We start from the raw sequence: 26,507 nt of genomic DNA, 5'->3' as shown, positions 1-26,507 counted from the left end.
TTTTTAAGCAGGCGGTATCGGCCCGGTCGGTCGCCGGGCTTTGTGTGCGCAGGGGGGCCTACGGCGTGGGCGTGGGCAGCCCCGCCGCGATCAGAGTGAAGGCGTCCGTGAGCAGCCGACTCATCGGCGCCGGCGGATCGGTGCGGAGATGGTGCGCCATGGCCGTGTTCGTCGCGGCCATGACCGCGGACGCGACAAGGTGCGGATACAGGTCCTGCTGCGGATCGATGCCGGTGCGGTCGGCGACGGCCGCGGCGATCTCGGCCTGGGCGATGGCCCCGGCCCGCAGTAGCTCGCTCTGAAGGACCGGTTCGGCGAGCATCACGCGCACCCCCGCTGTCCACTGCGCCGCGTCGGGAACGACGGGATGGGCGGCCACTGCCGCGTCGGGCTCGAACTGCGGCAGTACGGAGTGGAGGACCGCGTCCCACAGCGGCTCCGCCGGGCGCTCGCGCAGCGCCTCCGCGATGCCCAGACATCGGTCGAGGTGGCGGGCGGCGATCGCCTCACCCTTACTGGAGAAGTAGTTGTTGAACGTGCGCGGCGAGACGCCCGCGGCCTCGGCGATGTCCTCCACCTTGACGCTGTCGAACCCGTGCTCGACGGTAAGCCGGATCGCCGCCCAACTGAGCGACGCGCGTGTCTCGGCCTTCTTCCGCTCTCGCAGCCCCATGAAGCAAGAGTATAGAAATTTGCGCGCCGCGCAAACATGCGTGACACGCAAATTCTTAGCGGGTGGCAGCCAGCGCCCGCATCCGCCGGCGGAACCCGTCCCCGGCCACGGAGCCGAACCACACGGCCAGATGGTCCGCGTCGACCGCCCGCCACGCCGCCACCTCCGCGCGTACCTCCCGGACGTCGCGCCCGTCGTCGTCCCAGTCGATCCGCGCGCCGGCGTTGATGTCCCGTCCTCCGCCGCTCAGCTCCCGCAGCCTCGACCGGTGTGCGGCGAACTCCTCCGGGCCCAGCCCGACCCCGTGCCACCAGTCGCCGACCTGGGCGGCCCGGCGCAGCGCGGCGTTCGAGTTGCCGCCGATGAGGAACGGCACGGGCCGCTCGGGGACGGGCTGGAAGACGGCGCGCCCGTCGAAGGAGTGGTACGCGTCCTCGTACGCCCCGCCGCCGCTCTCGTGCAGCTGCCGGATCAGCCGCAGCGCGCTGGTCGTCCGGGAGCCCCGCCCCGAACGGGTCCGGACGGCAGCAGATGGTCAGGCAGCCAGACGCCGTCGTATCCGAGGTCCTCGGCCTCCCGGGCGAGGCGAGCCAACTCGTGGATGTCCGCCCCGGGCGACTCGGCGGGCAGCCCGCGTCGTGGGCAAAGGAATGGGCCGAGCCTTCTGGCTCGGCCCCCCGTGTCGCCCGTTTGGAGTGGTGATGTCCTAAGAGCTATCCCGTGGTGCTGGGATAGTCCGGGTTGCGGGCTCGGCATCCCAAGCGTGGTCCCGGCGGCCGGGTCTCTCCCCCATGGCCTTCGGCATGGGAGGTACCCCCGGGGTAGACGTGTCGCCTACCGGAATCTGCCGAGCAGAGGCTGTGCTTCACCTGCGGTGGAGTTCAGCTGCCACGAGTGTCCGGCCCGGAGGCGTGGACTGCCGTGGTTGACTCGACGGGGCGTCTTGCCGCCCTCTGCCGAGCCTAACGATGCTCGGCCATCCGGGTTACGGATGCTCGGAGGATTACGGGATAAGGCCTAGTTGGGCACAGGCACCGGAAGCGCCTCGTCGAACGGCAGGGCCTGGGGAGTGGTGTCCTTGAACTGGGCCGAGGCGCCTCTGTCCGAACCCGCGTGGCCGGAAGTCGCCAGGGCGGTGCCGACGGTGCCGAGTGCTGCTATCCCTGCGATCGCCAACGTGACAACGGCCTTCTTTGTGCGAATCATTGCAGCTCCTCAGGGTGGGGAGATAATAGACATTTTGTATTGCAAACGCGCCGGTCAGGGTATGGATGTTCGGCCATATGGCTTGAACTGGCGGAACGTTGGCGTGAAGGCCCCCTGTTTTCCATATGCACAGGGGCCGATGCCGGCAGCTTCCCCTCCCTGCCGCCGACATCGGCCCCCTGCGGTTCTCCCCGTGCGGATCGAGGATGTCCCCCCCCCTGCCGGGATCCCCCTTCCCGGGAACCCCCCTCTTACCGGGAGCCCTCCGCTGCGGGCTCCTTGGCGCCGGCCGCGAGCGGCTTCGGCGCCGGCATGACCTCATCCGTGGTGCTGATCTGGCTGGGGTCGACTCCCTGCCCCTCGTCCGCCTTGGCGGCGAGCGGCTTCGGTGCGGGCATCACCTCGTCCTTGGTGGTGAGTGCCGGCGGAGCGGGCATGGCCTCGTCCCGGGTCGTGATCCCCGGTGGCGCGGGCATGACCTCGTCCTTGGTGGTGATGGGCGAAGGTGCGGGCATCGCCTCATCCATGGGGCGGTAGGCATCGGACTTCGGCTTCTTGTCGTTGCTCATTGCCATCAACTTCCTTGAGCTGTGGTTGGCGGAGTGCGCAATGCCCGTCCGGCGACTCCCCCGTGGGTCGCCGGACGGGCATCTCAGGGCCGCTCACACTAGTTGGAGGACCTGACAACCGACCCGCCTGCCCCCCGCGGGGGCGGATCGACTAAGTACAGAGTGGCGGAGCTCGATAAACGAAAAATAAACGGACGAACCGGGCCGCGTTATGCGGTCGCCGCGGTCGCCGCGGTCGCCGATGCGGCCAGGAGATGCCGGACCTCGTCCGCCTCGGCCGCCCCCAGCCGTTCGTGGATGGACAGGGCCTCCTGCCAGCAGGCCTCGGCCCGGCCGCTCTGCCTGAGCTGCGACAGCGCCTTGCCGAGCACCGTCAGCACGATGGCGCGCCGCCATTCGCCGCCGTGGCCGCGCAGGGCGAGGGCCTGCTCGGCGTGGGCGGCGGCCTGTGCCGCCTGGTGCATGGTGAGGTGGACCTCCGCCAGGCGCTGGTGGGCCATCCCCTCCCACAGGGGCTGGCGGCACTCCTGGAGGAGCGTGAGCGCCTCCGTCAACTCGGTGAGCGCCTCCGCGTGTTTGCCCGAACCGGACAGCGCTATTCCCAGCTGGTACTTCCCCGTGGCCAGGCGCATCACATGGCCGAGGCTCCCCAGGATCTGCACCCCCTGCCGGGCCGTGTCGACGGCGCTGTGCGCGCGATCCGTCTCGAGGAGCACACGCGACAGATTGCCCAACGCGCTGGCCTCGCCCGGGCGGTTGCCGTCCTTACGGAAGGCTTCGATCGCCTGGAGGAGATACTTCTCCGCCTGTTCGGGGCTCCTGCGGGAGAGGGCGAAGATGATGCCGAGCTGGTTCGGCACCCGGCTGGTCGGCACCGGGTCCTGCGCCGCCCGGCCCAGTTCCCACGCGGTCTTGGCCTGCTCCTCGGCGTCGTCGTACCGGCCCGCCAGGCTGAGGGCATGGGCCAGCAGCGTCCTGGCGCGGCCTTCCGCCTGAAGGTCTCCGGCCTTGCGCGCGGCGTCCCCGACCGCGGCCGCGACGGCCTCGTAACGGCGCGAGTTCACACCGGACTCGGCGATGTCGGGCGCGGCGGCCACCAGATCCGCGGCCCTGCGCACCATGGCGGCGGACGACGCCGTCTGCTGGGCGCACGCCAGCAGGCAGTCGGCCTCGGTGAACAGCCAGTCCAGCGCGGCGCTCTGGTCGGGGAAGTCGAGCCCGGGGCGGTCGGTCGGCGCCAGGTGGTCGACCAGCCGGTCGCCCGGCCGCTCCAGGGCGTACACGCGGGCGGCCGTGGCGAGGTAGAAGTCCAGCAGCCGCGACATCGCCGCCTCACGGTCCGCCATCGACTGGTCCCGTTCCGCACAGTCACGCGCGTAGAGGCGTACGAGATCGTGATAGCGGTAGCGCCCGGGCGCGGCGGACTCCAGCAGCGAGGCGTCGACCAGGGACTCGATGAGCTCCTCGGCGTCGAAGGTGTCCATGTCGAGGATGACGGCGGCCGCCGCGAGCGAGATGTCGGGGCCGTCCGCGAGGCCCAGCAGGCGGAAGGCCCGGGCCTGCTGGGGCTCCAGCTGCCCGTAGCCCAGCTCGAACGTGGCCCGCACGGCGAGGTCGCCGGCCCGGAGCTCGTCCAGGCGCCTGCGCCCGTCGGCCAGCTTGCGCGCCAGGAAGGACACGGTCCAGGTCCGGCGGGAGGCGAGCCGGGACGCCGCGATGCGGATGGCCAGCGGCAGGAAGCCGCACGCCGCCACCACGTCCATGGCCGCGTCCCGCTCCGAGCTGACCCGCTCCTCGCCGACGATGCGGGTGAAGAGGACGAGGGCCTCCTCGGGGCTCATCACGTCCAGGTCCACCAGATGCGCGCTCTCCAGGTCGACCATGCGGGCGCGGCTGGTGATCAGCGCCGCGCACCCCTCGGTGCCGGGCAGCAGCGGCCGCACCTGCGCCGCGTCGCGCGCGTTGTCGAGCAGCGCCAGCACGCGGCGGCCGTCCAGCGTGGAGCGGTAGAGGGCGGCGCGTTCCTCCACGCCCTTGGGGATCGCGGAGTCGGGGATGCCCAGGGCGCGCAGAAACGCGCCGAGGACCGCCTGGGGCTCGGTCGGCACCGGGCCCGCGCCCTGGAGATCGACGTAAAGCTGACCGTCCGGGAAGTGGTGCCGGGCGGCGTGTGCCACATGGACGGCCAGGGTGGTCTTGCCGACGCCGCCTATGCCCGCCACCGCTGACACGGCCATGACACGCCCCTCCGCCGTGGCGAGCTGGTCGCTCAGCTCGTCGACAAAAGCGTCGCGGCCGGTGAAGTCGGACACGGTCGCGGGCAGCTGGGCGGGGCGCACAAACGTCGGGCCGGTGCCGGAGGTACGGGCGTCGGCCGGGGCGGCCAGGCCGGCGTCCGCCTGGAGGATGCGCTGCTGAAGCTCGGACAGCTCCGCGCACGGATCGGCGCCCAGCTCCTCGGCCAGCAGCCGCCGGGTGTCGTTGTACACGGCCAGCGCCTCGGCCTGCCGCCCGCTGCGGTACAGCGCGAGCATCAGCAGCTCGCGCAGCCGCTCGCGGAACGGGTGCTGGGCGGTGAGCGCGGTCAGCTCGGAGACCGCCTCCGCGTGGAAGCCGACGTTCAGGTCGAGGTCGAGCCGGGTCTCGACGAGGACGAGGTGCCACTCCTCGAGCCGCATGCGCTGCGTCTCCGCGTACGGGCCGGGCAGCCCGGCCAGCGGCTCACCGGCCCACAGGTCCAGCGCCTTGTTGATGAGCTCACGCGCCCGCGACCGGTCGCCGGAGTGCTGGGCCTTCTCCGCCTCCGCGGCCAGCTGCTCGGCCACCTCGGCGTCCACGGCCCCGATCCCGATCCGGATGGCGTAGCCCCCCGACTCGCTCACCAGCACGTCGGAGTCCGGCCCGAAGGCCTTGCGCAGTCGCGAGGCATAGGTGCGCAGCGCGGCGACGGCCGCGTCCGGGGGCTCCTCGCCCCACAGGCCGTCGATCAGCTCCGGTGCGGTCGCGGTGCGCCCGCCGCGCAGCAGCAGGGCGGCCAGCAGCGCCTTCTGCTGCGGTGAGCCGCTGTGGATCTGTTCGTCGCCCCGCCAGGCCCGGACCGGTCCGAGCACGGTGAAGCGCAACTGCTGCCCTTGCACCGGCTCCCTCTCGGCCGTCATGGTCTCCCCCTGCCTGAGCTTTCTAGTCGCACGGGTAAGTTTGCCTTGCCTCAGCCCCCTACGTCAGTAGGGGCCTGGTCTCTCCACAAGCCCGCCATACTTGCCCGGCCGCCGCGTTCGCCGGTGTTTCGTACGCGCTCGGGGCGCGACCGGAGTGATCCCTTCGGGTGATGCTCGCTACGGGAAATGAACACTCCAGGCTGCCTCAACTCGCAAGTCCTACGGCGTAATTGAGCCATCAACCAGCAATCGGCTCCGGGGCGGGACCGGCCGCGTGCACCGTAGCTGACGAACCGTCAGATCGGCGCTACCGTGACACGCATGGAGAGCTTCCCGAAGATAATCTCGGTGGACGACCACACGGTCGAACCCGCTCACGTCTGGCGGGACCGCCTCCCGTCGAAGTACCGCGACATCGGCCCGCGCGTCGTCCGGGCGCCCCTGAAGGAGATGACCTTCGTCGGCGGCAAGTTCGCCCCGAAGATGGGCGCCCCCGGCGACGACGGGCCGATCGCGGACTGGTGGGTGTACGAGGACCTGCACCGGCCGCTCACCCGCCTCGACACCGCCGTCGGATACAGCAGGGACGAGGTCAGGCTCGAGGCCATCACGTATGAGCAGATGCGGCCCGGCTCCTTCTCGGTGCCCGACCGGCTCGCGGACATGGACGTCAACCACGTCCAGTCCGCCCTGTGCTTCCCAACCTTCCCCCGCTTCTGCGGGCAGACCTTCACCGAGGCCAAGGACCACGAGCTCGGCCTGCTGGCGCTGCGCGCGTACAACGACTGGATGGTGGAGGAGTGGTGCGGGCCCGAGGCGCGGGGGCGGCTGATCCCGCTCACCCTCATCCCGCTGTGGGACGCCGAGCTGGCCGCCGCCGAGGTGCGCCGCAACGCCGCGCGCGGGGTGCGCGCCGTCTGCTTCTCGGAGATCCCGCCGAACCTGGGGCTGCCGTCGGTGCACACCGACGCGTGGGACCCCTTCTTCGCGGCCTGCGACGAGACCGGGACGGTGATCGCCATGCACATCGGCTCGTCCTCCCGCATGCCTTCGACCTCGGCGGACGCGCCTCCGGCGGTCGGTTCGACCATCACCTTCGCCAACTGCTGCTTCTCGATGGTCGACTGGCTGATGAGCGGCAAGCTGGACCGGTTCCCCGATCTCAAGATCATGTATGCCGAGGGCCAGATCGGCTGGATCCCATACATCCTGGAGCGCGCCGACGTGGTCTGGGAGGAGAACCGGGGCTGGGGCGGGGTGGCCGACAAGGTGCTGCGGCCGCCGTCCGAGCTGTTCGCCGAGCATGTGTGCGGGTGCTTCTTCGACGACGCCTTCGGGCTGCGGAACCTGGACGCCATCGGGGCGGGCAACGTCCTGTACGAGACCGACTACCCGCACTCCGACTCGACCTGGCCCAAGTCGCGCGAGGTCGCCGAGGCCCAGATGGGACATCTGCCGCGGGACGTCGTCGAGCGGATCGTGCGCGGCAACGCGATCGAGCTGCTCGGGCTGACGGAGGACGGCCTCTGGGCCGGGCCGGGGGCGTGATCGCGCGTGCGCATCCTGCCCGAAGGGCGGCTGAGCTACGGAATGCAGCTTCCGGTCCAGTCGCAGAGCACCATGTTCGCCGAGCCGTGGGAGGCCGAGGCCGGCCCGGCCGACCTCGTCGAGATCGCCCGCGCCGCCGACCGGCTCGGCTTCGCGTACATCGCGGTGTGCGACCACGTGGCGATCCCCCGGCGGCTCGCCGACGCCATGGGCACCGTCTGGTACGACCCGGTGGCCACCCTCGCCTATCTGGCCGCCGCCACCGAGCGGGTGCGGCTGCTCAGCCATGTCGCGGTCGCCGCGCTGCGGCATCCGCTGCTGAGCGCCAAGCAGTACGCCACGCTCGACCATCTGAGCGGCGGGCGGCTGATCCTGGGGGTCGGGGCCGGGCACGTGCGGGAGGAGTTCGAGGCGCTGGGCGTGGACTTCGCCGCGCGCGGCGCACTCCTGGACGAGACCGTGGACGCGCTGAAGGCCGCGCTGGGCCCGGGGGAGTTCCCCGAGTTCCGCGGCGAGCGGTTCGCGTTCGCCGGGCTCGGGCAGGCCCCGCGCCCCGTACAGACGCCGCGGCCGCCGATCTGGGTGGGCGGCTCCTCCGCCGCGGCGGTGCGCCGCGCGGCGGTGCGGGGGGACGGCTGGCTGCCGCAGGGTGACCCACGGGACCGGCTGCCGGGGCAGCTCGCCCGACTGCGCGAGCTGCGCGAGCGGGCCGCCCGGCACGACCCGGCCTGCGCCGAGCCCGCCGAGATCGGGGCCATCGCGGAGCCCCTGTACGTGGGCGAGCCCGGCTGGGAGGTGGGGCGGCGGACGCTGGCCGGGAGGCCGGACCGGCTCGCCGAGTCGCTGCGCGCGTACGCGGCCATGGGGGTGGACCAGATCCAGGTGCGGTTCCGCTGCCGCGGCCGCGCCGAACTGATCGACCAGATGGCGGCCTTCGCCGCCGATGTCGCTCCGCACCTCGACGACTGACCGCATCTCAACGACCGGGAGGCACAGTGGGCAAGCTGGACGGGCGCGTCGTCATCGTCACGGGCGCGGCGCGCGGGCAGGGCGAGCAGGAGGCGCGGCTGTTCGTCGCGGAGGGCGCGCGGGTGCTGCTCGGCGATGTGTTGGACGAGCAGGGCGAGGCGCTCGCCAAGGAGCTGGGGGACGCGGCCCGGTACGTCCATCTGGACGTGGGGCGGGAGGAGGACTGGGGCGCCGCCGTCGCGGCCGCCAAGGACGCCTTCGGCGGGGTCGACGGGCTGGTCAACAACGCGGGCGTGCTGCGCTTCAACGAACTGGTCGGCACCCCGCTGGAGGAGTATCTGGCGGTCGTCCAGGTCAACCAGGTCGGGACGTTCCTCGGGATGCGGACGGTGGCGCCGGAGCTGGCGGCGGCCGGCGGCGGCACGATCGTGAACACCGCCTCGTATGTGGCGCTGACCGGCATGGCGCTGGTGACCTCGTACGCCGCGACCAAGGCCGCCGTCGTCGGGATGACGCGGGTGGCGGCGCTGGAGCTGGCGCCGCGGGGGATCCGGGTGAACGCGATGTGCCCCGGGGCGATCGACACCGCGATGACCAACCCGGCCCAGCTGGACCCCGGGGTCGATCCCGCGGAGGCGTCGGCGGCGGTGGACGAGCTGTTCAGGAAGCTGGTGCCGATGGGGCGGATCGGGCGGCCGGAGGAGGTGGCCCGGCTGGCGCTGTTCCTGTCCTCGGACGACTCCTCGTACATCACCGGCCAGCCCTTCGTCGTGGACGGCGGCTGGCTGGCGGGGGTCGCGGGCTTTTAGGCACGGCCCTACAGGGGCGTGCCTGAAAGAGGTACGGCCCTATAGGGGCGGCCCTTGACGGTCAAACCTCGTGGTGTCAGAGTCAATCGGAATCTGACGGAGCGTCAGATAGGCTGCACGATAGAACACTGAGGCGGTGACCCTCCATGGAATTCGGACTCTTTGTGCAGGGATATGTGCCCAGGAGTCGGCAGGAGGCCGACCCGGAGGCCGAGCACCACGCACTGATCGAGGAGACCGAGTACGTCATCCAGGCGGACCGGTCCGGATTCAAGTACGCGTGGGCCTCCGAGCACCACTTCCTGGAGGAGTACTCCCACCTGTCGGCCAACGACGTCTTCCTCGGCTATCTCGCGCACGCGACCGAGCGGATCCACCTGGGCTCCGGGATCTTCAACCCGCTGCCCCAGGTCAACCACCCCGTCAAGGTCGCCGAGAAGGTCGCCATGCTCGACCACCTCTCCGGCGGCCGCTTCGAGTTCGGCTCGGGGCGCGGCGCCGGCAGCCACGAGATCCTCGGGTTCCTGCCGGGCGTGACCGACATGAACCACACCAAGGAGATCTGGGAGGAGACGATCGCCGAGTTCCCCAAGATGTGGCTCCAGGACGAGTACCAGGGCTTCGCGGGCAAGCACTGGTCGCTCCCGCCGCGCAAGGTGCTGCCGAAGCCGTACGGGGCCTCGCACCCGGCCATGTGGTACGCCGCCGGGTCGCCCTCCTCGTACGCGATGGCGGGCCACAAGGGGCTCGGCGTGCTCGGCTTCTCCGTCCAGAAGGTCTCCGACATGGAGTGGGTCCTCGACTCGTACAAGAACGCCGTCAAGGAGGCCGAGCCGGTCGGCGGCTTCGTCAACGACAACGTGATGGTGACGTCCACGGCGATCTGCGCGGAGACCCACGCCAAGGCGGTCGAGATCGCGGTGGGCGGCGGGCTCAACTATCTCCAGTCGCTGCTGTTCCGCTACCACGACACCTTCCCGCGTCCCGACGGCATCCCCGAGTGGCCCGAGCTGCTGCCCGAGTACACCGAGGAGATCATCGAGCTGCTGATCGCCGAGGAGCTGATGATCTGCGGCGACCCGGACGAGGTCCTCCAGCAGTGCAAGCGCTGGGAGCAGGCGGGCGCCGACCAGCTGTCCTTCGGGCTGCCGATCGGGATCGGCCGCGAGGACACCATGAACACGATCAAGCTGATCGGCGAGCACGTGATCCCGAAGATCGACACCGACCCGGTCCACCGTACGACCCGCTTCCGCCAGGCGGCCCGCGACTGAGCGCAACCGAGCGTGAAGGGAGAATCACCGTGCTCGACCACCTCATACGCGCCGCGACCGTCGTGGACGGCACCGGCGCCCCCGCCTACGTCGCCGACGTCGGCCTGCGGGACGGGCGGATCGCGGCCCTCGCCGAGCCCGGCACCGTGACGGAGCCGGCCCGGAGCGCCGAGGACGCGACCGGACTGGTGCTCGCGCCCGGGTTCGTCGACCCGCACACCCACTACGACGCGCAGCTGTTCTGGGACCCGTACGCCACCCCCTCCATGAACCACGGCGTGACCACCGTCGCGGGCGGCAACTGCGGCTTCACCCTCGCCCCGCTCAACCCGGAGCGCCCCGAGGACGCCGACTACACCCGGCGGATGATGAGCAAGGTCGAGGGCATGTCGCTGGTGGCGCTCGAGGAGGGGGCGCCGTGGAACTGGCACACCTTCGGGGAGTACCTGGACGCACTGGAGGGCCGCACCGCGGTCAACGCGGGCTTCATGGTGGGGCACTGCGCGCTGCGCCGCCATGTGATGGGCCCGGACGCGATCGGCGGACAGCCCACGGCCGCGCAGCTGGACGAGATGGTGAGGCTCCTCCACGCGGCCATGGACGCCGGGGCCTGGGGCCTCTCCACCACCCAGTCCTCCACCCACTCGGACGGCGACCGCAGGCCGGTGGCCTCCCGCCATGCCCGGCCCGAGGAGCTGATCGCGCTGTCGCGGGCGGTCGGCGAACACGAGGGGACACAGATCGAGGCGATCGTCGCCGGCTGTCTGGACCGGTTCTCGGATGACGAGATCGACCTGTTCGTGGAGATGTCGGCGGTCGCCGGACGGCCGCTGAACTGGAACGTCCTCACCATCGACGCGGCCGTGCCGGAGCGGGTGCCGCGGCAGCTGGAGGCGAGCGAGCGGGCCCGCAAGGCGGGCGGTCGGATCGTCGCGCTGACCATGCCGATCCTCACCCCCATGAACATGTCGCTGGGCACCTTCTGCGCGCTCAACCTCATCCCGGGGTGGGGCGACATCCTCGGGCTGCCGGTCCCCGAGCGGATCGCGAGGCTCCGCGACCCCGCCGTGCGGGAGGAGATGCTGCGCCGGGCGCACAGCCCCGAGGCCGGGGTCTTCCGGCGGCTGGCCAACTTCGAGCGCTACGTCATCGGCGACACCTACTCGGCGGCCAACGCCGGGCTGACCGGGCGCGTCGTGCGCGACATCGCCGCCGAGCGCGGAACGGACGCCTTCGGCTGCCTGGTGGAGATCTGCGCCGCCGACGAGCTGCGCACCGTGCTGTGGCCGATGCCGACCGACAACGACCCGGCGAGCTGGGAGCTGCGGCGGCAGACCTGGGAACATCCGGACGTCATGCTCGGCGGCTCGGACGCCGGGGCCCACCTGGACCGGATGTGCGGGGCGCCGTACACCACCCGCTTCCTGGGGGACTGTCTGCGCGGGCGGCGGCTGGTCGGCCTGGAGCGGGCGGTGCGGATGCTCACCGACGACCCGGCGCGCCTGCTCGGCCTGCGGGAGCGCGGCCGGGTCGCCGAGGGCTACCACGCCGACCTGGTGCTGTTCGACCCCGAGAGGATCGACGCGGGCCGGGCCACGCTGGTGCACGACCTGCCGGGGGACAGCCCGCGGCTGGACTCGCGGGCCATCGGCGTCGTGAGCGTGCGGGTGGGCGGGGTCGAGACCATCCGGGACGACCAGATCACCGGAGCGATCCCGGGCAAGGTGCTGCGGTCGGGGCGCGACACGGAGACCGTGAGCACGAGAGGCTGAACTGGTGGTGAGCGCCACGGGTCGGCCGGGCAGCGGCGCAGGCGGGCCCGGCGGCCCTGCCGGAGCCGTCCCGCCGGAGAGCGGGCCCGATGGCGGGCACGCCGCCCTCGCGGGCCGCGCGGCCCTGGTGACGGGCGCCTCGCGCGGCATCGGACTCGCCGTGGCCCGGGCGCTGGCGGAGGACGGGGTGGCGGTGTGCGTGACGGCGCGGGGCGCGGACGGCCTGGCGGAGGCCGTACGCCGCCTCGGCCCGCGCGCCATCGCCTGCCCGGGGGACATCGCGGACCCGGCCCACCTGGAGGAGGCCGTCTCCCGCACGCTGGCGGAATTCGGCCGCCTCGACGTCCTGGTCAACAACGCCGCCACCAACGCCCCGCTCGGCCCGCTGATGGCCGCGGACCCGCTGGACTGGCGCACGGCCTTCACGGTCAATGTGGAGGCCCCGCTGCGCCTGGTCCAGGCGGCCTGGCGGGGGTGGATGCGGGAGCACGGCGGCGCGGTCGTCAACATCTGCACCGAGGGCACCCACGACGTCGGCCCGGGCCTCGGCGCCTACGGCACGACCAAGACCGCCCTCCTGCGCCTCACCCGGCAGCTCGCCGCCGAGCTCGCCCCCGCCGTCCGCGTCAACGCCGTCTCCCCGGGGCTGGTGCGCACCGAGATGGCCCGCTTCGTCTGGGAGCGCGACGAGCCCGCCATCGCGGCCACCCTGCCGCTGGCCCGGATCGGGGAACCCGAGGACGTGGCGCGGGCGGTCCGCTGGCTGGTCTCGGCCGAGGCGTCCTGGATCACCGGCGCGGACCTGGTCGTGGACGGCGGCCGCCGCGTCCGCGCGGCATACCGCCCACGCTCGGCGCCCCCGACATAGAGCGTGATCTCCCGCTGCCGGTGCGGGACCCCCGGGGACCACCGGCCCTAGGCCGACGGCTCGGGGACTTCCGGAGGGACCCGGGCACCAGGTCCCCGGGGAACCCCCGGGGACCGGAGTCCGCTACCGCTCGCCCAGCCAGATCGGGTTGGTCATCGCCGCCATCGGGCCCGGTATCCCGGACGCGCCGCCGTCCGCCGGGGCGTGGCGCACCTCGGCCCGTACATACGCGGCGTAGGACGGCGTCGTACGCCACTCGGCGGTGGCGGAACCGGAGTCGGGGACCGCCGTGCCGAACAGCTGGCCCTGGTCGGTGATGAGCCGGATCGAGCAGCCCCGGCCCACGCCGGAGACCTTCAGCCGGACCGTCACCTCGTCCTGCCGGCCGACCTTCAGCCGCTCGCCGATGCCCGCGTGCTCCCCGCGGCCGCCGACCGCCTCGAGAGTGAGGTCGATCGCCGAGGACTCCGCGATCCAGCAGCGCCCGGCCCGGATGCCGTCCTGGATCGCCGTGCGGGACAGGTCGTCGGCCAGCACGACCGTCTGCGGGAACCCGACGACCTGCGGCTCGCGGTGCGCGTCGCTGTGGCCCACGGCGGGCAGCCAGCGGCCCTCGCCGCGGGCGGCGGCCACCAGGGTGTTGTCCCACTCCTGCACCGTGACCTCGTCGTCCGGGGTGAAGTCCGCGTTCCACACCTCGACCGCGTCGGCGTCGTTGAACCCGAACTTCCAGTTGCAGCCCACACAGGTGCCGTGCGGATGGGCCGGGATGACCAGGCCGCCCGCCTGCCGGATCTTGCGGGCGTACTTCCCGAAGGCGTTGTCCCGGGCGCGGTAGCGCCAGTCGATGAAGACGCCCGGGTCGGTGCCGAGGGCCACCACATGGCCATTGCGCGTGGTGACCTCCTCGCCGGTGAGGATCAGCAGGTCATCGCCCCACAGACCGGCCCACGCCGGGTGCGAGGAGGTGGTGTTGTGCTCGGTGGTGGTGATGAAGTCCAGCCCGGCGGCCCGGGCGGCGGCGGCCACCTCGGCCGGGGTGCGCTTGCCGTCGGAGTGGACCGTGTGCAGATGGGAGTCGCCCCGGTACCAGGCCCGCCCGCGCCCCTTGGCCCGCTGCGGCGGATACACCGGCTTCGGGGTCTCGCCCGGCTCGCCGAACCGCAGCGTGACGGTGACCTTGTAGTCGAGGCCCTGCGGGGCCACCGTGTACGGGCCGAGCACCACATGCCAGGTGCCCGCCCCGACCGGCCCCGCCAGATACCCGGGCGTCGCCTGCTCGGCGCTGATCGCGAACTCGGTGCGGGCGCCGCCCGACCAGCCGCGGAAGCCGCGCCCGCCCAGGTCGGTGCCGCGCTCGTCGAAGATGCCGATGTCGCAGGCGTTTCCCTGGGTGCCCGCCGGGACCGCCGGCCTCTCGTACGAGTACGAGACGGCGATCTCGCGCACCCCGCGCGGGACTTCCACCGGGAGATACACGAAGTCCGGCGAGCCCGTGGGCAGATGGCCCGTGACCGTCTTCGTCCGCTCCCCGCTTCCCTCGCTCCCCCCGCTTCCGCCGTCCCGCTCCTCCGCCTGGGCGAAGGTCACCGGATCGAGGGTCAGCATCCCCGCCGCGCCCGCCAGGGCGGAGAGTCTGAGTACCGAGCGTCGCTGCATGAGTGCCCCCTGAGGCCGTTGTGCGGTCCGTCACCAGCGCTCACACCGTTGTACGCGGGAGTGACACGTACGGAAAGGCCTGTGGATAACTCGATGGCGGTGAGGGAACATACGCGCAGCCACATCCGGCCCCCCACGGAGGTGCAGCCCGCCATGCGGATCGCGACCACCATCTTCCTCACAGACGAGACCGTACGCCCCACCTGGCTCGCCCGCGAGCTGGAGAGACGCGGCTTCGCCGGCCTCTATCTCCCCGAGCACACCCACATCCCCGTCAGCCGGGACACCCCCGCCCCGATGGGCGAGCCGCTGCCGCGTCACTACGGGCGCACGCTCGACCCGTTCGTGGCCCTCGGCCAGGCGGCCGCGGTCACCGAGCGGCTCGCACTGGGCACCGGCATCGCCCTGGTGGCGCAGCACGACCCCATCGCGCTCGCCAAGCGGATCGCCACCCTCGACTTCCTCTCCGGCGGGCGGTTCACCTTCGGTATCGGCTACGGCTGGAACGTGGAGGAGGCGGCCGACCACGGCGTCGACTGGCGCGGCCGGCGGCAGCTCGTACGGGACCGGGTGGCGCTGATGCGCGCGCTCTGGGCCGAGGAACCCACGGCCCACAGCGGCGCGTACGGCTCGGTGCGCGCCAGTTTCGCGCACCCCAAGCCGCTGAGTGCCCACCCCGCGACCGGGCTGCCCGGCCCGCGCACCCTGATCGGCGGCACGGCCGGGCCCCGGCTGTTCGAACACATCGCCGCCTATGCGGACGGCTGGCTGCCGGTCGGCGGCCGCGGCCTGACCGAGACCCTGCCCGTGCTGCGCCGGGTGTGGCAGGAGGCGGGCCGGGACCCGGCGGCGCTGGAGGTGGTGCCGTTCGGGGTGGAGCCGTCGCCCGGCAAGCTCGCGCACTACGCCAGCCTCGGAATCGAGGAGGTCGTGGTGCAGCTCCCGGCGGGTGAGGAGGGCGAGGTCCTGCGGGCGCTCGACGGGTACGCGCAGTACTTGTGACGGCATGCGGGACCCGTCCCGGAGGCCCGCCTCCGCGTTCGTCTCCCATACCCCTGTCCGTATTCCCGCCCGCGTGCTCGAACTGGCGTGAGGAGACCCACAACGCCGCAGGCCCGGGCGGTCTGGCAGTGTCAGATCCCGCTCGTATGCTCGGAGAATGACCACGAGCGCGCAGGGATCCGAGCCGTCCGCCCAGACTGCCCCCACCGCCAACGCGATGCGCCGCGCGCTCAAACGCGCCCGGGACGGCGTGGCGCTGGACACCGCCGAGGCGGCGGTGCTGCTCCAGGCGCGCGGGGCGGACCTCGCGGATCTGACGGCCTCCGCGGCCCGGGTCCGCGACGCGGGCCTGGAGGCCGCGGGCCGCCCCGGGGTCATCACCTACTCGCGCAGCGTCTTCATCCCGCTGACCCGCCTGTGCCGGGACAAGTGCCACTACTGCACCTTCGTCACCGTCCCCGGCAAGCTGCGCCGCGCCGGCCACGGGATGTTCATGTCGCCCGACGAGGTCCTCGCCGTCGCCCGGCGCGGGGCCGAACTGGGCTGCAAGGAGGCGCTCATCACCCTCGGGGACCGCCCCGAGGACCGCTGGCCCGAGGCCCGCGAGTGGCTGGAGGCCGAGGGCTACGACGACACCATCGCGTACGTACGGGCCATCTCCATCCGCATCCTGGAGGAGACCGGGCTGCTGCCGCACCTCAACCCCGGCGCCATGACCTGGACGGACTTCCAGCGGCTCAAGCCCGTCGCCCCCTCGATGGGGATGATGCTGGAGACCACCGCCGAGCGGCTGTGGAGCGAGCCCGGCGGCCCGCACTACGGCTCCCCGGACAAGGAGCCCGCCGTGCGGCTGCGCGTCCTGGAGGACGCCGGGCGCAGCTCCGTCCCCTTCACCAGCGGGCTGCTGATCGGGATCGGGGAGACCTATGAGGAGCGCGCGGAGTCGCTGTTCGCGCTGCGCCGCGTCGCACGCTCCTACCACGGCCTCCAGGAGGTCATCGTCCAGAACTTCCGCGCCAAGCCGGACACCGCGATGCGCGGCATGCCGGACGCGGAGCTGGACGACCTGGTCGCCACCGTCGCCGTCGCCCGCCACATCCTGGGCCCCACCGCCTGCATCCAGGCGCCGCCGAACCTGGTGGACGGGGAGTACGCGCGGCTCATCGGCGCCGGCATCGACGACTGGGGCGGCGTCTCCCCGCTGACCATCGACCACGTCAACCCCGAGCGCCCCTGGCCGCAGGTGGACGAGCTCGCCGAGCACTCCGCCGCCGCGGGCTTCCGGCTGCGGGAACGGCTCGCGGTGTACCCCGAGTTCGTCCAGCGCGGCGAGCCCTGGCTCGACCCGCGGCTGCTGCCCCACGTCAACGCCCTGGCCGACCCCGCCACCGGCCTGGCCCGCGAGGACGCGATGCCGGTCGGCCTGCCCTGGCAGGAGCCCGACGAGGGCTTCACCGCCTCCGGCCGCACCGATCTGCACCGCACCATCGACACCGAGGGCCGCACCGGCGACCGCCGCGACGACTTCGACGAGGTGTACGGCGACTGGGAGGCGCTGCGCGAGGCGGCGGCGCCCGGCATGGCCCCGTCCCGTATCGACGCCGACGTCCGCGCCGCCCTGTCCGTCGCCGCCGACGACCCCACCCGGCTGACCGACCCCGAGGCGCTGGCCCTCCTGCACGCCGACGGCCCGGCGCTCGACGCGCTGTGCCGGATCGCCGACGACCTGCGCCGCGCGACGGTCGGCGACGACGTCACCTACATCGTCACCCGCAACATCAACTTCACCAACGTCTGCTACACCGGCTGCCGTTTCTGCGCCTTCGCCCAGCGCCGCACCGACGCCGACGCCTACACCCTCTCGCTGTCCCAGGTGGCCGACCGCGCCCAGCAGGCCTGGGACGTCGGCGCGATCGAGGTGTGCATGCAGGGCGGCATCCACCCCGACCTGCCCGGCACCGCCTACTTCGACATCGCGCGCGCCGTGAAGGAGCGCGTGCCGGGGATGCACGTCCACGCCTTCTCCCCGATGGAGGTGGTCAACGGCGCGACGCGCACCGGGCTGTCCATCCGCGAATGGCTGACCGCCGCGCGCGAGGCGGGCCTCGACACGATCCCCGGCACCGCCGCCGAGATCCTCGACGACGAGGTCCGCTGGATCCTCACCAAGGGCAAGCTGCCCACCGCCACCTGGGTCGAGGTCATCAAGACCGCCCATGAGCTGGGCATCCGCTCCTCGTCCACGATGATGTACGGCCATGTGGACCAGCCCCGCCACTGGCTGGGCCATCTGCGGCTGCTGGCCGGGATCCAGCAGGAGACGGGCGGCTTCACGGAGTTCGTGACGCTCCCCTTCATCCACACCAACGCCCCCGTCTACCTCGCCGGCATCGCCCGCCCCGGCCCCACCGCCCGCGACAACCGCGCCGTCACCGCCATGGCCCGGCTCCTGCTCCACCCGCACATCCCCAACATCCAGACCAGCTGGGTCAAGCTGGGCGCGGAGGGCGCGGCCGAGATGCTCCGCTCCGGCGCCAACGACCTGGGCGGCACGCTGATGGAGGAGACCATCTCCCGCATGGCGGGCTCCTCCTACGGCTCGTACCGCTCCGTCCAGGACCTCGTGGCCATCGCCGAATCCGCCGGCCGCCCGGCCCGCCCCCGCACCACCACCTACGGCGAGGTCCCGGCCGAGCGCCAGGCGGCGGCCCTGGCCTCGGACGGACATCTGCCGGAGCTGCTGCCGGTGCTCGGCGACTGAGGGCGCGGCTCCAACGCCAGCGAATTCGTGGTGAGTATGGGACGGCGACACGCCGTAGCGTCGGCGTGTCGCCGTCCCATACTCACCACAAACTCAGGCGTGGGCCCGCACGACGGCGGCGAAGTTGCCCGCCAGCCGACGCGCGGAGTCCGTCGACGCGGGCTCCGCCGTCTGGGCCTCGGCGCGCAGGGCGGCCAGGTCAAGACCCGTCTCGGCCAGCGCCGCCTCGTCCCAGCCGGCGAGCCGGTCCGCGCCGGCCTCGGGGTGGAACTGGACGCCCCAGGCACACTCCCCGACCCGGAACGCCTGCACCTCACACGCGTCGCTCCGGGCCAGATGAGTCGAGCCGGGCGGAAGGCGGGTGATCTGGTCGCGGTGGTTCTGGATGACGCGGAACCGCCGCGGCAGCCCCGCCAACAGCCGGTCCGCTCCGGCCTCTTCGCGCAGCTCGACGGCGCACGAGCCGCGCTCCGGCAGCCCGTACGCTCCCTCCACCCGGCCGCCCTCCGCCACCGCCAGCACCTGGGCCCCCAGACAGATCCCGAGCAACGGCACCCCCTCGGCCACGGCCCGGCGCGCGAGGGCCCGCTGGGCCGGCAGCCAGGGCGCATGCGCGTCGTCGTCCGGCAGAAACCCGCCCCCGAGCAGCACCACGGCGTCGTACCCGGCCGGATCGGCCGGAGCCTCGGGGCCCGCCAGCTCTTCTACGGCCAGCCCCTCGTCGCGCAGCCACGGCAGCAGCCGGCCCGGCCCGCTGCGCTCGGCGTTGCGGACCATCAGCACTCGTGGGCTCACCGCGCGTCCCGGGGTTCGGAACCCGTGTCGGCCGGCCCGCCCTCGACCGCCGACAGCCCCTCCGCCTCCGCGTCCAACCGCTCCCGCTCCTCCTCACCGAGGAACGGCAGCAGCGCCCCGCAGTCCCGACAGGCCCGCGCGAAACCGGCGTGGAACGTCGGCCGCGCCTTGAACGTCCCTGGGCGGGGAAACCTCAGCCGCAGCCGGTCGTGCATCGAGTCGGACGACGTGAGCTCCCCGACCGGGCTCAGCCGCCCGGATCCGCATATCGCGCAACGCATGGCGGGAACGATACGCCCGGCCGCCCGCCCGTTCGGATCCCGACGCGCACGGGCAGCGCGTCCCGCCATGCCCTCAAGCCGCCAGCCGCGCGACCGCTCCCGTCTCGAGCGCCGCCCAGAGCGCGCCGTCCGGACCCACCGTGATGCCGTGTGGACCGGTGTGGCGTTACTCCTCGAAGTCCTGATAGCCGTACTCGGCGAGGCGATCCCCGATCAGCAGTACGGCTTCGTCGTCCGGCCCCGCGAGCTCGCCGATGAGCGGGGGACCAGGGTGGCGGCGACGAAATGGGCGTCCTTGCGGGATCCGCCCGGGTCCACGCCGAAGGCCAGATCCCTGCATACCTGGAGGTAAGTACGCACTTTTTTGTGGGTACTTGAGTCCGGCCCCGGCGGATAACAGGATCGACGAGAGCCCGGCGCGCAGGGGAATTTTCAGGGACTCGACAATGAGAAATGAGAGTGATCCTGTCATGGCAGGCGAAAACCGTATGCCGGTGACGGTCATCGGGCTCGGCGCGATGGGCCAGGCACTGGCCGGGGCATTCCTCGATGCCGGTCATCCCACGACCGTGTGGAACCGCTCCGCGCACAAGGCCGACGCCCTCGTCGCCCGTGGCGCGGTGCGGGCCGGGACGCCGGCCGAGGCGGTGCGGGCCGGCGGTCTGGTGGTGGTGTGCGTCGTGGACTACGCGGCGAGCCAGGCGATCCTCGGGCCGCTGGCCGCGGAGTTGGCGGGCCGGGTGCTGGTCAATCTGACCTCGGACACCCCCGAGCGGGCCCGCGAGGCCGCCGCGTGGGCGGCGGAGCACGGCATCGACTACCTCGACGGGGCGATCATGGTGCCGGTCCCGGTCATCGGCTCGCCGCAGGCCCTGCTCTTCTACAGCGGGCCGCGGGAGGTGTTCGAGGCGCAGGAGGCGACGCTGCGGGCGCTGGGCGGAAACAGCCGTTATCTCGGCGCGGACCACGGGGTCGCGCCGCTCTACGATCTGGCCCTGCTCGGTCTCTTCTATTCCAGCATGGCCGCCATGCTCCATTCCCTCGCCCTGGTGGGCGCGGACAAGGTCACCGCGAAGGAATTCCTCCCGTACATCAAGGAATTCCTCGCCCTGCTGCCCGCAATCGCGGACCAGGTCGCCGATGGCATCGACAACCGCGACTATCCGGGGGATCTGGGAAATCTGGCGATGGAGGCCGCGGGCGTCGATCACATCCTGGAGGCGAGCGAGACCCGGGGCCTGGACTCCGAGCCGCTCGCGGCCGTCCGTGCCCTGATGGGGCGGGCCATCGCCCAGGGCCATGGCGGGGACGGCTTCGCGAGCGTCATCGAGGTCCTCGAAAGGCCGAGCGTCTAGCCTCACCCCGTACCGCGCCCGCTGGGCGAAGCGGCCGGGTCCGGAAGGTCGGACCCGGCCGCTTCGCCTGTCCAAATGATCTTTAAGCGGCACCTTGTGTTAGCCCCGCGTTTCGGAATGAGGCGATCCGTAGGGCCCGCCGTGTTGACGCCTTCACAATCATCGGCGGATCGAAGGCGATCAATCGATGTCCATTACAGTGCGAAGCCTGTCCTACGGCCGTTCGTGCAGCGATGGAGAGGGGCGAGGTCGTGACGGCAACCGCCAGTGCGGCGACGGGCGTATGGGGCCGCGCCGAGCAGCAGGACTTCCGCAGCCGGGTGCGCGGCTGCCTGCTCGGCGGTGCGATCGGGGACGCGTTGGGCGCGGCGGTCGAGTTCTCCTCGCTCGCCGATATCCGGGCGGAGCACGGCCCCGAGGGCGTCACGGACTTCGTCCCGGCGTACGGGCGGCGCGGCCGCGTCACCGACGACACCCAGATGACGCTCTTCACCGTCGACGGGCTGATACGCGCGCAGGTGCGGCGCGACACCGGCGCCTGGCATCCGCCCACCGACGTCCACGCCGCCCACCGCCGCTGGTACGCCACCCAGCGCGACTGGGGGCCCGACGAGCGCCGGCAGGACACGGGCTGGCTGGGCCGCGAGGAGTGGCTGTACGCCCAGCGCGCGCCGGGCCGGGCCTGTCTGACCGGGCTGGCCGACGACGCCATGGGCACCCTGGACAGCCCCAAGAACCCCGACTCCAAGGGGTGCGGCGCGGTGATGCGCTCGGCGCCCTTCGGGCTGCTGGTGGGCTGGGAGCCGCAGCTGGTGTTCCAGCTGGCCATCGAGTGTGCGGCGCAGACCCATGGGCACCCCACCGGCTATCTGTCCGCCGGGGCGTTCGCCCTGATCGTGCACGGGCTCGCGCGCGGCGACGCGCTGGACGGCGCGGTGCAGCGGGCGCTGGCCCACCTGGCCACCCGCCCCGGCCACGAGGAGACCACCGACGCGCTGCGCTACGCGCTCGGCGCCGTACGGCAGGGGCTGCCCACGCCCGAGCGGGTGGCGTCCCTGGGGGAGGGCTGGACCGGGGACGAGGCCCTGGCCATCGGGCTGTACTGCGCGCTGGTCGCCGAGGACGTGCGCCACGGCCTGCTGCTCGCCGTCAACCACGGCGGGGACAGCGACTCCACGGCGGCGGTGTGCGGCAACATCCTGGGCACGCTGCACGGCGAGACCGCGCTGCCCCCCGCGTGGCTGGCGGAGTTGGAGGGGCGCGGCACGATGCTGGAGCTGGCCGACGACTTCGCGATGGAGATGACGCAGGGCCCGGCCCTGCACGGCCCGGCGGCCTCCGCCCCCGCCTGGCTGGCCCGCTACCCGCGCGCGTAGCTCGGCCGGGCGGGGCGCGGGGCGCCGCCGCCAGGGGTGTGCGGCGGCCGGGTGCGCAGGGCCCGTACGGTCAGCCGCGCGGCGATGGCCAGGAAGACCGCGCCGATGACCGGGTAGACGGCGGTGAGCAGCATCTGGCCGGGGTTCTGGTGCAGTTCCACGCGCTCCGGCAGGTCATGGGGCACATACCACATCATGAAGGAGCAGAACAGCAAAGCGGTCACCGCCGTGAGACACCTCCACCGCGCGGTGCGGCGGCGCAGCGCCTCCGCGCCGAGCAGCAGCACCATGGGCACCGCCCACACCCAGTGGTGGGACCAGGAGACGGGGCTGACCATGAGGGCGGTGACGCCGCAGGTGACCGCCGCCCACGCCCGGTTGCCGGGCAGCCGGCCCTCCGCGAGCTGGGCGGCGACGGCGACGGCCAGGCCGGCGCAGGCGAACAGGGCGGCAGCGGCGAGCCACCACAGGCCCGGGTCGGGGGTGTGCAGCAGGCGGGCGAGGACGCCGCGCAGGTTCTGGTTGCCCGCGCCCTCGACATCGCCCGGCCGGTCGGTCGCGAACAGGATCTCGGTCCAGTAGCGGTGGGAGTCGTGCGGCAGCGCGAGAGCCGCCAGGACCACGGTGCCGGCGAACGCCCCGGTGGCCACCGCCGCCCGGCGCAGATGCTCGTTCCAGAACGGGCCGTCGGACCGCAGCCGCCGCACCCCCTCGACCAGCCCGGCCAGCGCGAGGAAGACCGCGAAGAGCGCCGGGGTGATCTTGATGCCCGCCGCGATGCCCGTGCCGACCCCGGCCCAGTGGTGGCCGCGGTGCCCGGACCGCCGGGTCAGGTCCCACAGCACCAACACCGTGACCAGCAGATTGATCTGCCCGTAGCGCAGCGTCGTCCACACCGGCTCGCACCACACGCCGACCGCGGCCAGGGACAGCACGGCCGCCGCCCTGGGCACCACGCGCGGGCGGCCGATCAGGCGCAGCGCCAGATGGACGAGCGCGACCATCAGGGCGAGGTTGAACGCCGTCGCCAGCGTCCGCATCAGCCCGGTGCCCAGGAAGGTCAGCGGGGTGAAGAGGAGCGCGGCGAACGGGGGATAGGTGTTGGGCAGGTTGTGCACGGTGGCCCGCATGTCGTACAGGTCCAGGGCGTTGCGCACGGTCCAGCCCTCGGCGCGGTAGACCATCAGGTCGACCATCGACACCTGGGCGGCGCGCTGCGCGATCCAGAAGCCCGTGAAGGACACCAGACAGAAGACCGCCGCGCAGAGCGTGGGCCGGCGGAGCCGGGAATCGGTGATCGTCGGTGTCGCGGTCACGGGGGAAGAGCTCCAGGTCCACGGGCGGCGGCGGTCGGCACGGAGGGCCGACGATAGTACGTACGGAAGTGGCGCTCGGCCGGGGGCCATTACTCCGCGGGTAATCGACGTCTCTCCCCGGCCCCGCGAGGATCGTGCCCAGCACCGAGCGCACCACCGCACAGGAAGAGACCGAGATGGCAGCCACGACCGACACCACCGACGTCATGACAACCGAGCGCACCCGCGCCACCGTCCAGGAGTTCCTGACCCGGATGGCGGCCGGCGACCTGGAGCGCCTCGGCGCGCTGTTCGCCGAGCGCGTCGACTGGCTGATCGCCGAGAACCCGGACGTCCCGTGGATCCGCCCCCGCAGCACCCGCGCCGACGCCGTGGCCCACTTCCGCGAGCTGGCCGAGAGCCTGGCCCCGGACCCGGACGGGAACACGATCGACGCGATCGTGGTGGAGGGGACGGAGGCCACGGTGACGGGCGTCCTGGCCGGCACCGTACGCGCCACGGGCAAGCCCTACCGGTCCCCCTTCGCGGTGCGGGTGACCGTAGAGGACGGGATGATCACCCGCTACCGCGTCTACGAGGACAGCCGGATGTTCGCCGCGGCCTGCACGCCTGACGCCTGAGGGGCATGCGCCTGGACGCTCGCTTATGCGGGCGAGCCTTTCGGCCATGGCCCGTCTCACCGCGCGGCGCTTGACTGAGGGCATGATGAACCACCACGCCCTCCAGACCCCCGTGCTGATCGCCGCCACCGTGGCCACCGGCCTGAGCGCGGGCCTGTTCTACGGCTACGCCTGCTCCGTGATGCCGGGTCTCGGCCGGGCGGACGACCGTACCTTCGTCGAGGCGATGCAGCGGATCAACGTGGCGATCCTCAACGGCTGGTTCGCCCTGGTCTTCGGCGGTGCGCTGGTGCTCTCGGTGCTGGCCGCGGTCGCGCATCTGCGCGGCGACGGGCGGCCCGCGCTGCCGTGGATCGTGGCCGCGGTCGCCCTCTACCTGGTGATGCTGGTCATCACCTTCCGGGTCAATGTGCCGCTGAACGACGCGCTCGACGCCGCCGGCCACCCGGACCGGATCGGTGATCTCGCGGCGGTGCGCGAGCGGTTCGAGGAGCGGTGGGTGCGCTGGAACGTGGTCCGCGCGGTCACCTCCACCGCGGCGTTCGGCCTGCTGGTCGGGGCCCTGGTGGTGAGCGGACGAGGGGCACCGCGGGGCGGGATCTGAGCCGATCCACGGTGCCGCCCCACGGTGCCTGCCCGCCGCTGGTCAGTCCGTCGCGCCGGCGACCGACTCGCGACCGGCCGCGCCACGCTTCGGCACCGACCGCGCGGCACTCGCCGAACCCGGCCCGTCGTCATCCGAGTTGAGCGAGTCGAGAATGGCGTCGCGCTCCGGGGTGTCCTCCGGCTTGATGAAGCCGATCACGATGTAGAGCACGAGCGAGACCGCGAGCGGGATGGAGACCTGGTACTCCAGGTTCACTCCACCGTCGATCGCGTCGTTGATCGGGTAGTTCACGAGATAGAAGGCGAACAGCCCCAGCGCCCAGCTGACCAGCGCCGCCGTCGGGCCCGACTTGCGGAACGGGCGGAGCAGGCCGAGCATCAGCGGGATCGCGATCGGGCCCATGAGCCCGGCGACCCACTTGATCACCACGGTGATGATGTCCCCGAAGAAGTCCGAGTTCACCTGGGTGGCGATGGCCATGGACAGGCCGAGGAAGAGCAGCGTGGCATAGCGCGCCGCGAGCAGCCCGGTGCGGGTACTCCACTCCCGTACGGACTTGAAGATCGCGGGCATGATGTCCCGGGTCACGACGGCCGCGATGGCGTTGGCGTCCGAGGAGCACATGGCCATCGTGTGCGAGAAGAAGCCGACGACGACCAGGCCGAGCAGGCCGTGCGGCAGCAGGTCCTGCGCCATCAGCGCGTACGAGTCGGCGGGCTTGTCGGTCTTGATGATCAGCGGTGCCACCCACATGGGGAAGAACAGCACCAGCGGCCAGACGAACCACAGGGCGGCGGAGAGACGGGCCGAGCGCTTGGCGGAGTGGGCGCTGTCGGTGGCCATGTAGCGCTGCGCCTGGTTCCACATCCCGCCGTTGTATTCAAAGGTCTTGATGAACAGATAGGCGAGCAGGAAGGTCATCGTGTAGGGACCGACCGTCGGCTCGTGATGGGTGTCCGGCAGGTCGTCCCAGACGCCCCACAGCGCGCTCACGCCGCCCAGCTTGTGGAGCACGGCCACCAGCATCGCGACGCCCGCGATGAACTGGATGACGAACTGGCCCAGTTCGGTGAGCGCGTCGGCCCACAGCCCGCCGACCGTGCAGTAGATGGCGGTGACCACACCCGTGATCAGAATGCCCTGGTTGAGGGAGATATCGGTGAAGATGGACAGCAGGGTCGCGATGGCTGCCCACTTGGCGCCCACGTCGACGATCTTCAGCAGTACCCCGGACCAGGCGAGCGCCTGCTGGGTGGGCGGGTTGTAGCGGTTCTTGAGGTATTCGAGCGGCGAGGCGACGCGCAGCTTGCTGCGTACCCGGTTGAGCCGGGGCGCGAAGAGCTGGGAGCCGATCGCGATGCCGATGGCGATCGGGAATGACCAGGTGACATAGGAGGTGATGCCGAATTGGTAGGCGATGGCCGCATAGCCGGTGAACATGACCGCGCTGTAGCCGGACATGTGATGGGAGATGCCGGAGAGCCACCACGGCATCTTGCCGCCGGCGGTGAAGAAGTCGCTGACGTTGTCCACGCGCTTGTGGGACCAGACTCCGATGGCGATCATCACGCCGAAGTAGCCGATGAGTACGGTCCAGTCGAGGCTGTCCATGCCCCCTCCAGGGGTCCGTCTTATGAACAGGACCGCACTTCGCCGCGACGTTCGTCATGGGCGGGTTCCCCCGAGCGGGAGCGGGGTACTTCCGGGATTGAACCGCTTGTTCGGGCGGCCGGTCAAGAGATATCCGGTCACGAGTGTGAACAGGAATCAGGGCACAGAACGATTTTGCTCGCTCTTGACCTACCGGGCAGTTGTCGTGAACGCGTCCGCGAACCCACGATGAGCGGGCACTTCGCCAGACGCACGCCCACGCTCGACCGCTATCGGAC

24 protein-coding genes and 1 pseudogene are annotated in these 26,507 nt (G+C 72.1%); 12 read left to right on the top strand and 13 right to left on the bottom strand.

The window, feature by feature from the left end:
* Positions 1-58: 58 nt before the first annotated feature.
* The 6 genes from ACZ4WQ_RS40550 to afsR form a co-directional block, all read right to left on the bottom strand.
* Complete coding sequence (locus tag ACZ4WQ_RS40550) at positions 59-673, bottom strand: acyl-CoA-like ligand-binding transcription factor (RefSeq protein WP_398370590.1); 615 nt, start codon at positions 671-673, stop codon at positions 59-61.
* Between the two features lie 55 nt (positions 674-728).
* Positions 729-1,136, bottom strand: coding sequence for an LLM class flavin-dependent oxidoreductase (locus tag ACZ4WQ_RS40545; protein ID WP_468022812.1), 408 nt, complete (start codon positions 1,134-1,136; stop codon positions 729-731).
* Positions 1,137-1,144: 8 nt separating this feature from the next.
* Positions 1,145-1,429: an LLM class flavin-dependent oxidoreductase gene (locus tag ACZ4WQ_RS40540; RefSeq protein WP_398370592.1), complete on the bottom strand. Its 285-nt coding sequence runs from the start codon at positions 1,427-1,429 to the stop codon at positions 1,145-1,147.
* A gap of 261 nt (positions 1,430-1,690) precedes the next feature.
* The gene (locus tag ACZ4WQ_RS40535) at positions 1,691-1,879 is read right to left on the bottom strand and encodes a hypothetical protein (RefSeq protein ID WP_358848563.1); all 189 of its coding nucleotides are present in this window, start codon (positions 1,877-1,879) and stop codon (positions 1,691-1,693) included.
* Between the two features lie 251 nt (positions 1,880-2,130).
* Positions 2,131-2,448: a hypothetical protein gene (locus ACZ4WQ_RS40530; protein ID WP_352133920.1), complete on the bottom strand. Its 318-nt coding sequence runs from the start codon at positions 2,446-2,448 to the stop codon at positions 2,131-2,133.
* A 209-nt stretch (positions 2,449-2,657) separates the two neighbouring features.
* Positions 2,658-5,606, bottom strand: a complete 2,949-nt coding sequence (gene afsR / locus ACZ4WQ_RS40525) for an SARP-family global regulator AfsR (protein ID WP_385350945.1) — start codon at positions 5,604-5,606, stop codon at positions 2,658-2,660.
* Positions 5,607-5,927: 321 nt separating this feature from the next.
* Between afsR and ACZ4WQ_RS40520 the strand changes: the two genes are divergently transcribed.
* The 6 genes from ACZ4WQ_RS40520 to ACZ4WQ_RS40495 all read left to right on the top strand — a co-directional run bounded on the left by ACZ4WQ_RS40520 (position 5,928) and on the right by ACZ4WQ_RS40495 (position 12,846).
* The gene (locus ACZ4WQ_RS40520) at positions 5,928-7,154 is read left to right on the top strand and encodes an amidohydrolase family protein (protein ID WP_398370595.1); all 1,227 of its coding nucleotides are present in this window, start codon (positions 5,928-5,930) and stop codon (positions 7,152-7,154) included.
* Between the two features lie 6 nt (positions 7,155-7,160).
* Entirely contained in the window at positions 7,161-8,123 is a 963-nt protein-coding gene (locus ACZ4WQ_RS40515; protein WP_311730216.1) for a TIGR03619 family F420-dependent LLM class oxidoreductase, read from the top strand.
* Positions 8,124-8,149: 26 nt separating this feature from the next.
* Positions 8,150-8,932 carry an SDR family NAD(P)-dependent oxidoreductase gene (locus ACZ4WQ_RS40510; RefSeq protein ID WP_398370598.1) on the top strand — a complete coding sequence of 261 codons (783 nt, stop codon included), beginning with the start codon at positions 8,150-8,152 and terminating at the stop codon, positions 8,930-8,932.
* Positions 8,933-9,078: 146 nt separating this feature from the next.
* On the top strand, positions 9,079-10,206 hold the full coding sequence (locus ACZ4WQ_RS40505) for an LLM class flavin-dependent oxidoreductase (protein WP_398370600.1): 1,128 nt from the start codon (positions 9,079-9,081) through the stop codon (positions 10,204-10,206).
* 29 nt (positions 10,207-10,235) lie between these two features.
* Positions 10,236-11,978, top strand: a complete 1,743-nt coding sequence (locus tag ACZ4WQ_RS40500) for an N-acyl-D-amino-acid deacylase family protein (protein WP_358848560.1) — start codon at positions 10,236-10,238, stop codon at positions 11,976-11,978.
* 4 nt (positions 11,979-11,982) lie between these two features.
* Positions 11,983-12,846, top strand: a complete 864-nt coding sequence (locus tag ACZ4WQ_RS40495; RefSeq protein ID WP_398370603.1) for an SDR family oxidoreductase — start codon at positions 11,983-11,985, stop codon at positions 12,844-12,846.
* Positions 12,847-12,969: 123 nt separating this feature from the next.
* Here the strand turns inward: ACZ4WQ_RS40495 and ACZ4WQ_RS40490 are convergent, their stop codons facing one another.
* Entirely contained in the window at positions 12,970-14,505 is a 1,536-nt protein-coding gene (locus tag ACZ4WQ_RS40490) for a CehA/McbA family metallohydrolase (RefSeq protein WP_398370605.1), read from the bottom strand.
* 153 nt (positions 14,506-14,658) lie between these two features.
* Here ACZ4WQ_RS40490 and ACZ4WQ_RS40485 point away from each other — a divergent pair, with 153 nt between their 5' ends.
* A complete protein-coding gene (locus ACZ4WQ_RS40485) occupies positions 14,659-15,507 on the top strand; it encodes a TIGR03619 family F420-dependent LLM class oxidoreductase (RefSeq protein ID WP_398370607.1) in 849 nt (282 codons plus the stop codon).
* 157 nt (positions 15,508-15,664) lie between these two features.
* Entirely contained in the window at positions 15,665-18,268 is a 2,604-nt protein-coding gene (locus ACZ4WQ_RS40480; RefSeq protein ID WP_398370609.1) for a bifunctional FO biosynthesis protein CofGH, read from the top strand.
* Between the two features lie 93 nt (positions 18,269-18,361).
* Here the strand turns inward: ACZ4WQ_RS40480 and ACZ4WQ_RS40475 are convergent, their stop codons facing one another.
* The 4 genes and pseudogenes from ACZ4WQ_RS40475 to ACZ4WQ_RS40460 all read right to left on the bottom strand — a co-directional run bounded on the left by ACZ4WQ_RS40475 (position 18,362) and on the right by ACZ4WQ_RS40460 (position 19,704).
* Positions 18,362-19,063, bottom strand: a complete 702-nt coding sequence (locus ACZ4WQ_RS40475) for a type 1 glutamine amidotransferase (RefSeq protein ID WP_398370611.1) — start codon at positions 19,061-19,063, stop codon at positions 18,362-18,364.
* Positions 19,060-19,344 carry a hypothetical protein gene (locus ACZ4WQ_RS40470; RefSeq protein WP_385350970.1) on the bottom strand — a complete coding sequence of 95 codons (285 nt, stop codon included), beginning with the start codon at positions 19,342-19,344 and terminating at the stop codon, positions 19,060-19,062. The genes ACZ4WQ_RS40475 and ACZ4WQ_RS40470 overlap by 4 nt, the downstream gene beginning before the upstream one ends.
* A gap of 73 nt (positions 19,345-19,417) precedes the next feature.
* A pseudogene (locus ACZ4WQ_RS40465) lies at positions 19,418-19,498 on the bottom strand (hypothetical protein); the annotation flags it as partial.
* A 59-nt stretch (positions 19,499-19,557) separates the two neighbouring features.
* Entirely contained in the window at positions 19,558-19,704 is a 147-nt protein-coding gene (locus tag ACZ4WQ_RS40460) for a hypothetical protein (RefSeq protein ID WP_385350973.1), read from the bottom strand.
* 110 nt (positions 19,705-19,814) lie between these two features.
* Between ACZ4WQ_RS40460 and ACZ4WQ_RS40455 the strand changes: the two genes are divergently transcribed.
* Positions 19,815-20,699, top strand: a complete 885-nt coding sequence (locus ACZ4WQ_RS40455) for an NAD(P)-dependent oxidoreductase (protein ID WP_311730228.1) — start codon at positions 19,815-19,817, stop codon at positions 20,697-20,699.
* Positions 20,700-20,932: 233 nt separating this feature from the next.
* The gene (locus ACZ4WQ_RS40450) at positions 20,933-22,075 is read left to right on the top strand and encodes an ADP-ribosylglycohydrolase family protein (protein ID WP_398370614.1); all 1,143 of its coding nucleotides are present in this window, start codon (positions 20,933-20,935) and stop codon (positions 22,073-22,075) included.
* Here ACZ4WQ_RS40450 and ACZ4WQ_RS40445 read toward each other — a convergent pair.
* Positions 22,060-23,391 (bottom strand): glycosyltransferase 87 family protein, encoded by a 1,332-nt coding sequence (locus ACZ4WQ_RS40445; protein ID WP_398370616.1) that lies wholly within the window; start codon positions 23,389-23,391, stop codon positions 22,060-22,062. The genes ACZ4WQ_RS40450 and ACZ4WQ_RS40445 overlap by 16 nt on opposite strands.
* A gap of 176 nt (positions 23,392-23,567) precedes the next feature.
* Here ACZ4WQ_RS40445 and ACZ4WQ_RS40440 point away from each other — a divergent pair, with 176 nt between their 5' ends.
* Entirely contained in the window at positions 23,568-24,011 is a 444-nt protein-coding gene (locus ACZ4WQ_RS40440; protein WP_398371785.1) for a nuclear transport factor 2 family protein, read from the top strand.
* Between the two features lie 82 nt (positions 24,012-24,093).
* A complete protein-coding gene (locus ACZ4WQ_RS40435) occupies positions 24,094-24,615 on the top strand; it encodes a DUF1772 domain-containing protein (RefSeq protein ID WP_398370618.1) in 522 nt (173 codons plus the stop codon).
* A 42-nt stretch (positions 24,616-24,657) separates the two neighbouring features.
* On the opposite strand, the gene ACZ4WQ_RS40430 is transcribed toward ACZ4WQ_RS40435, so the two are convergent.
* On the bottom strand, positions 24,658-26,229 hold the full coding sequence (locus ACZ4WQ_RS40430) for a sodium:solute symporter family protein (protein WP_398370620.1): 1,572 nt from the start codon (positions 26,227-26,229) through the stop codon (positions 24,658-24,660).
* Positions 26,230-26,507: the final 278 nt, after the last annotated feature.

The organism is Streptomyces sp. NPDC028305, from assembly GCF_055569495.1.
The sequence above is the reverse complement of the archived record's forward strand: the minus strand, read 5'-3'. Positions and strand labels throughout refer to the sequence as shown.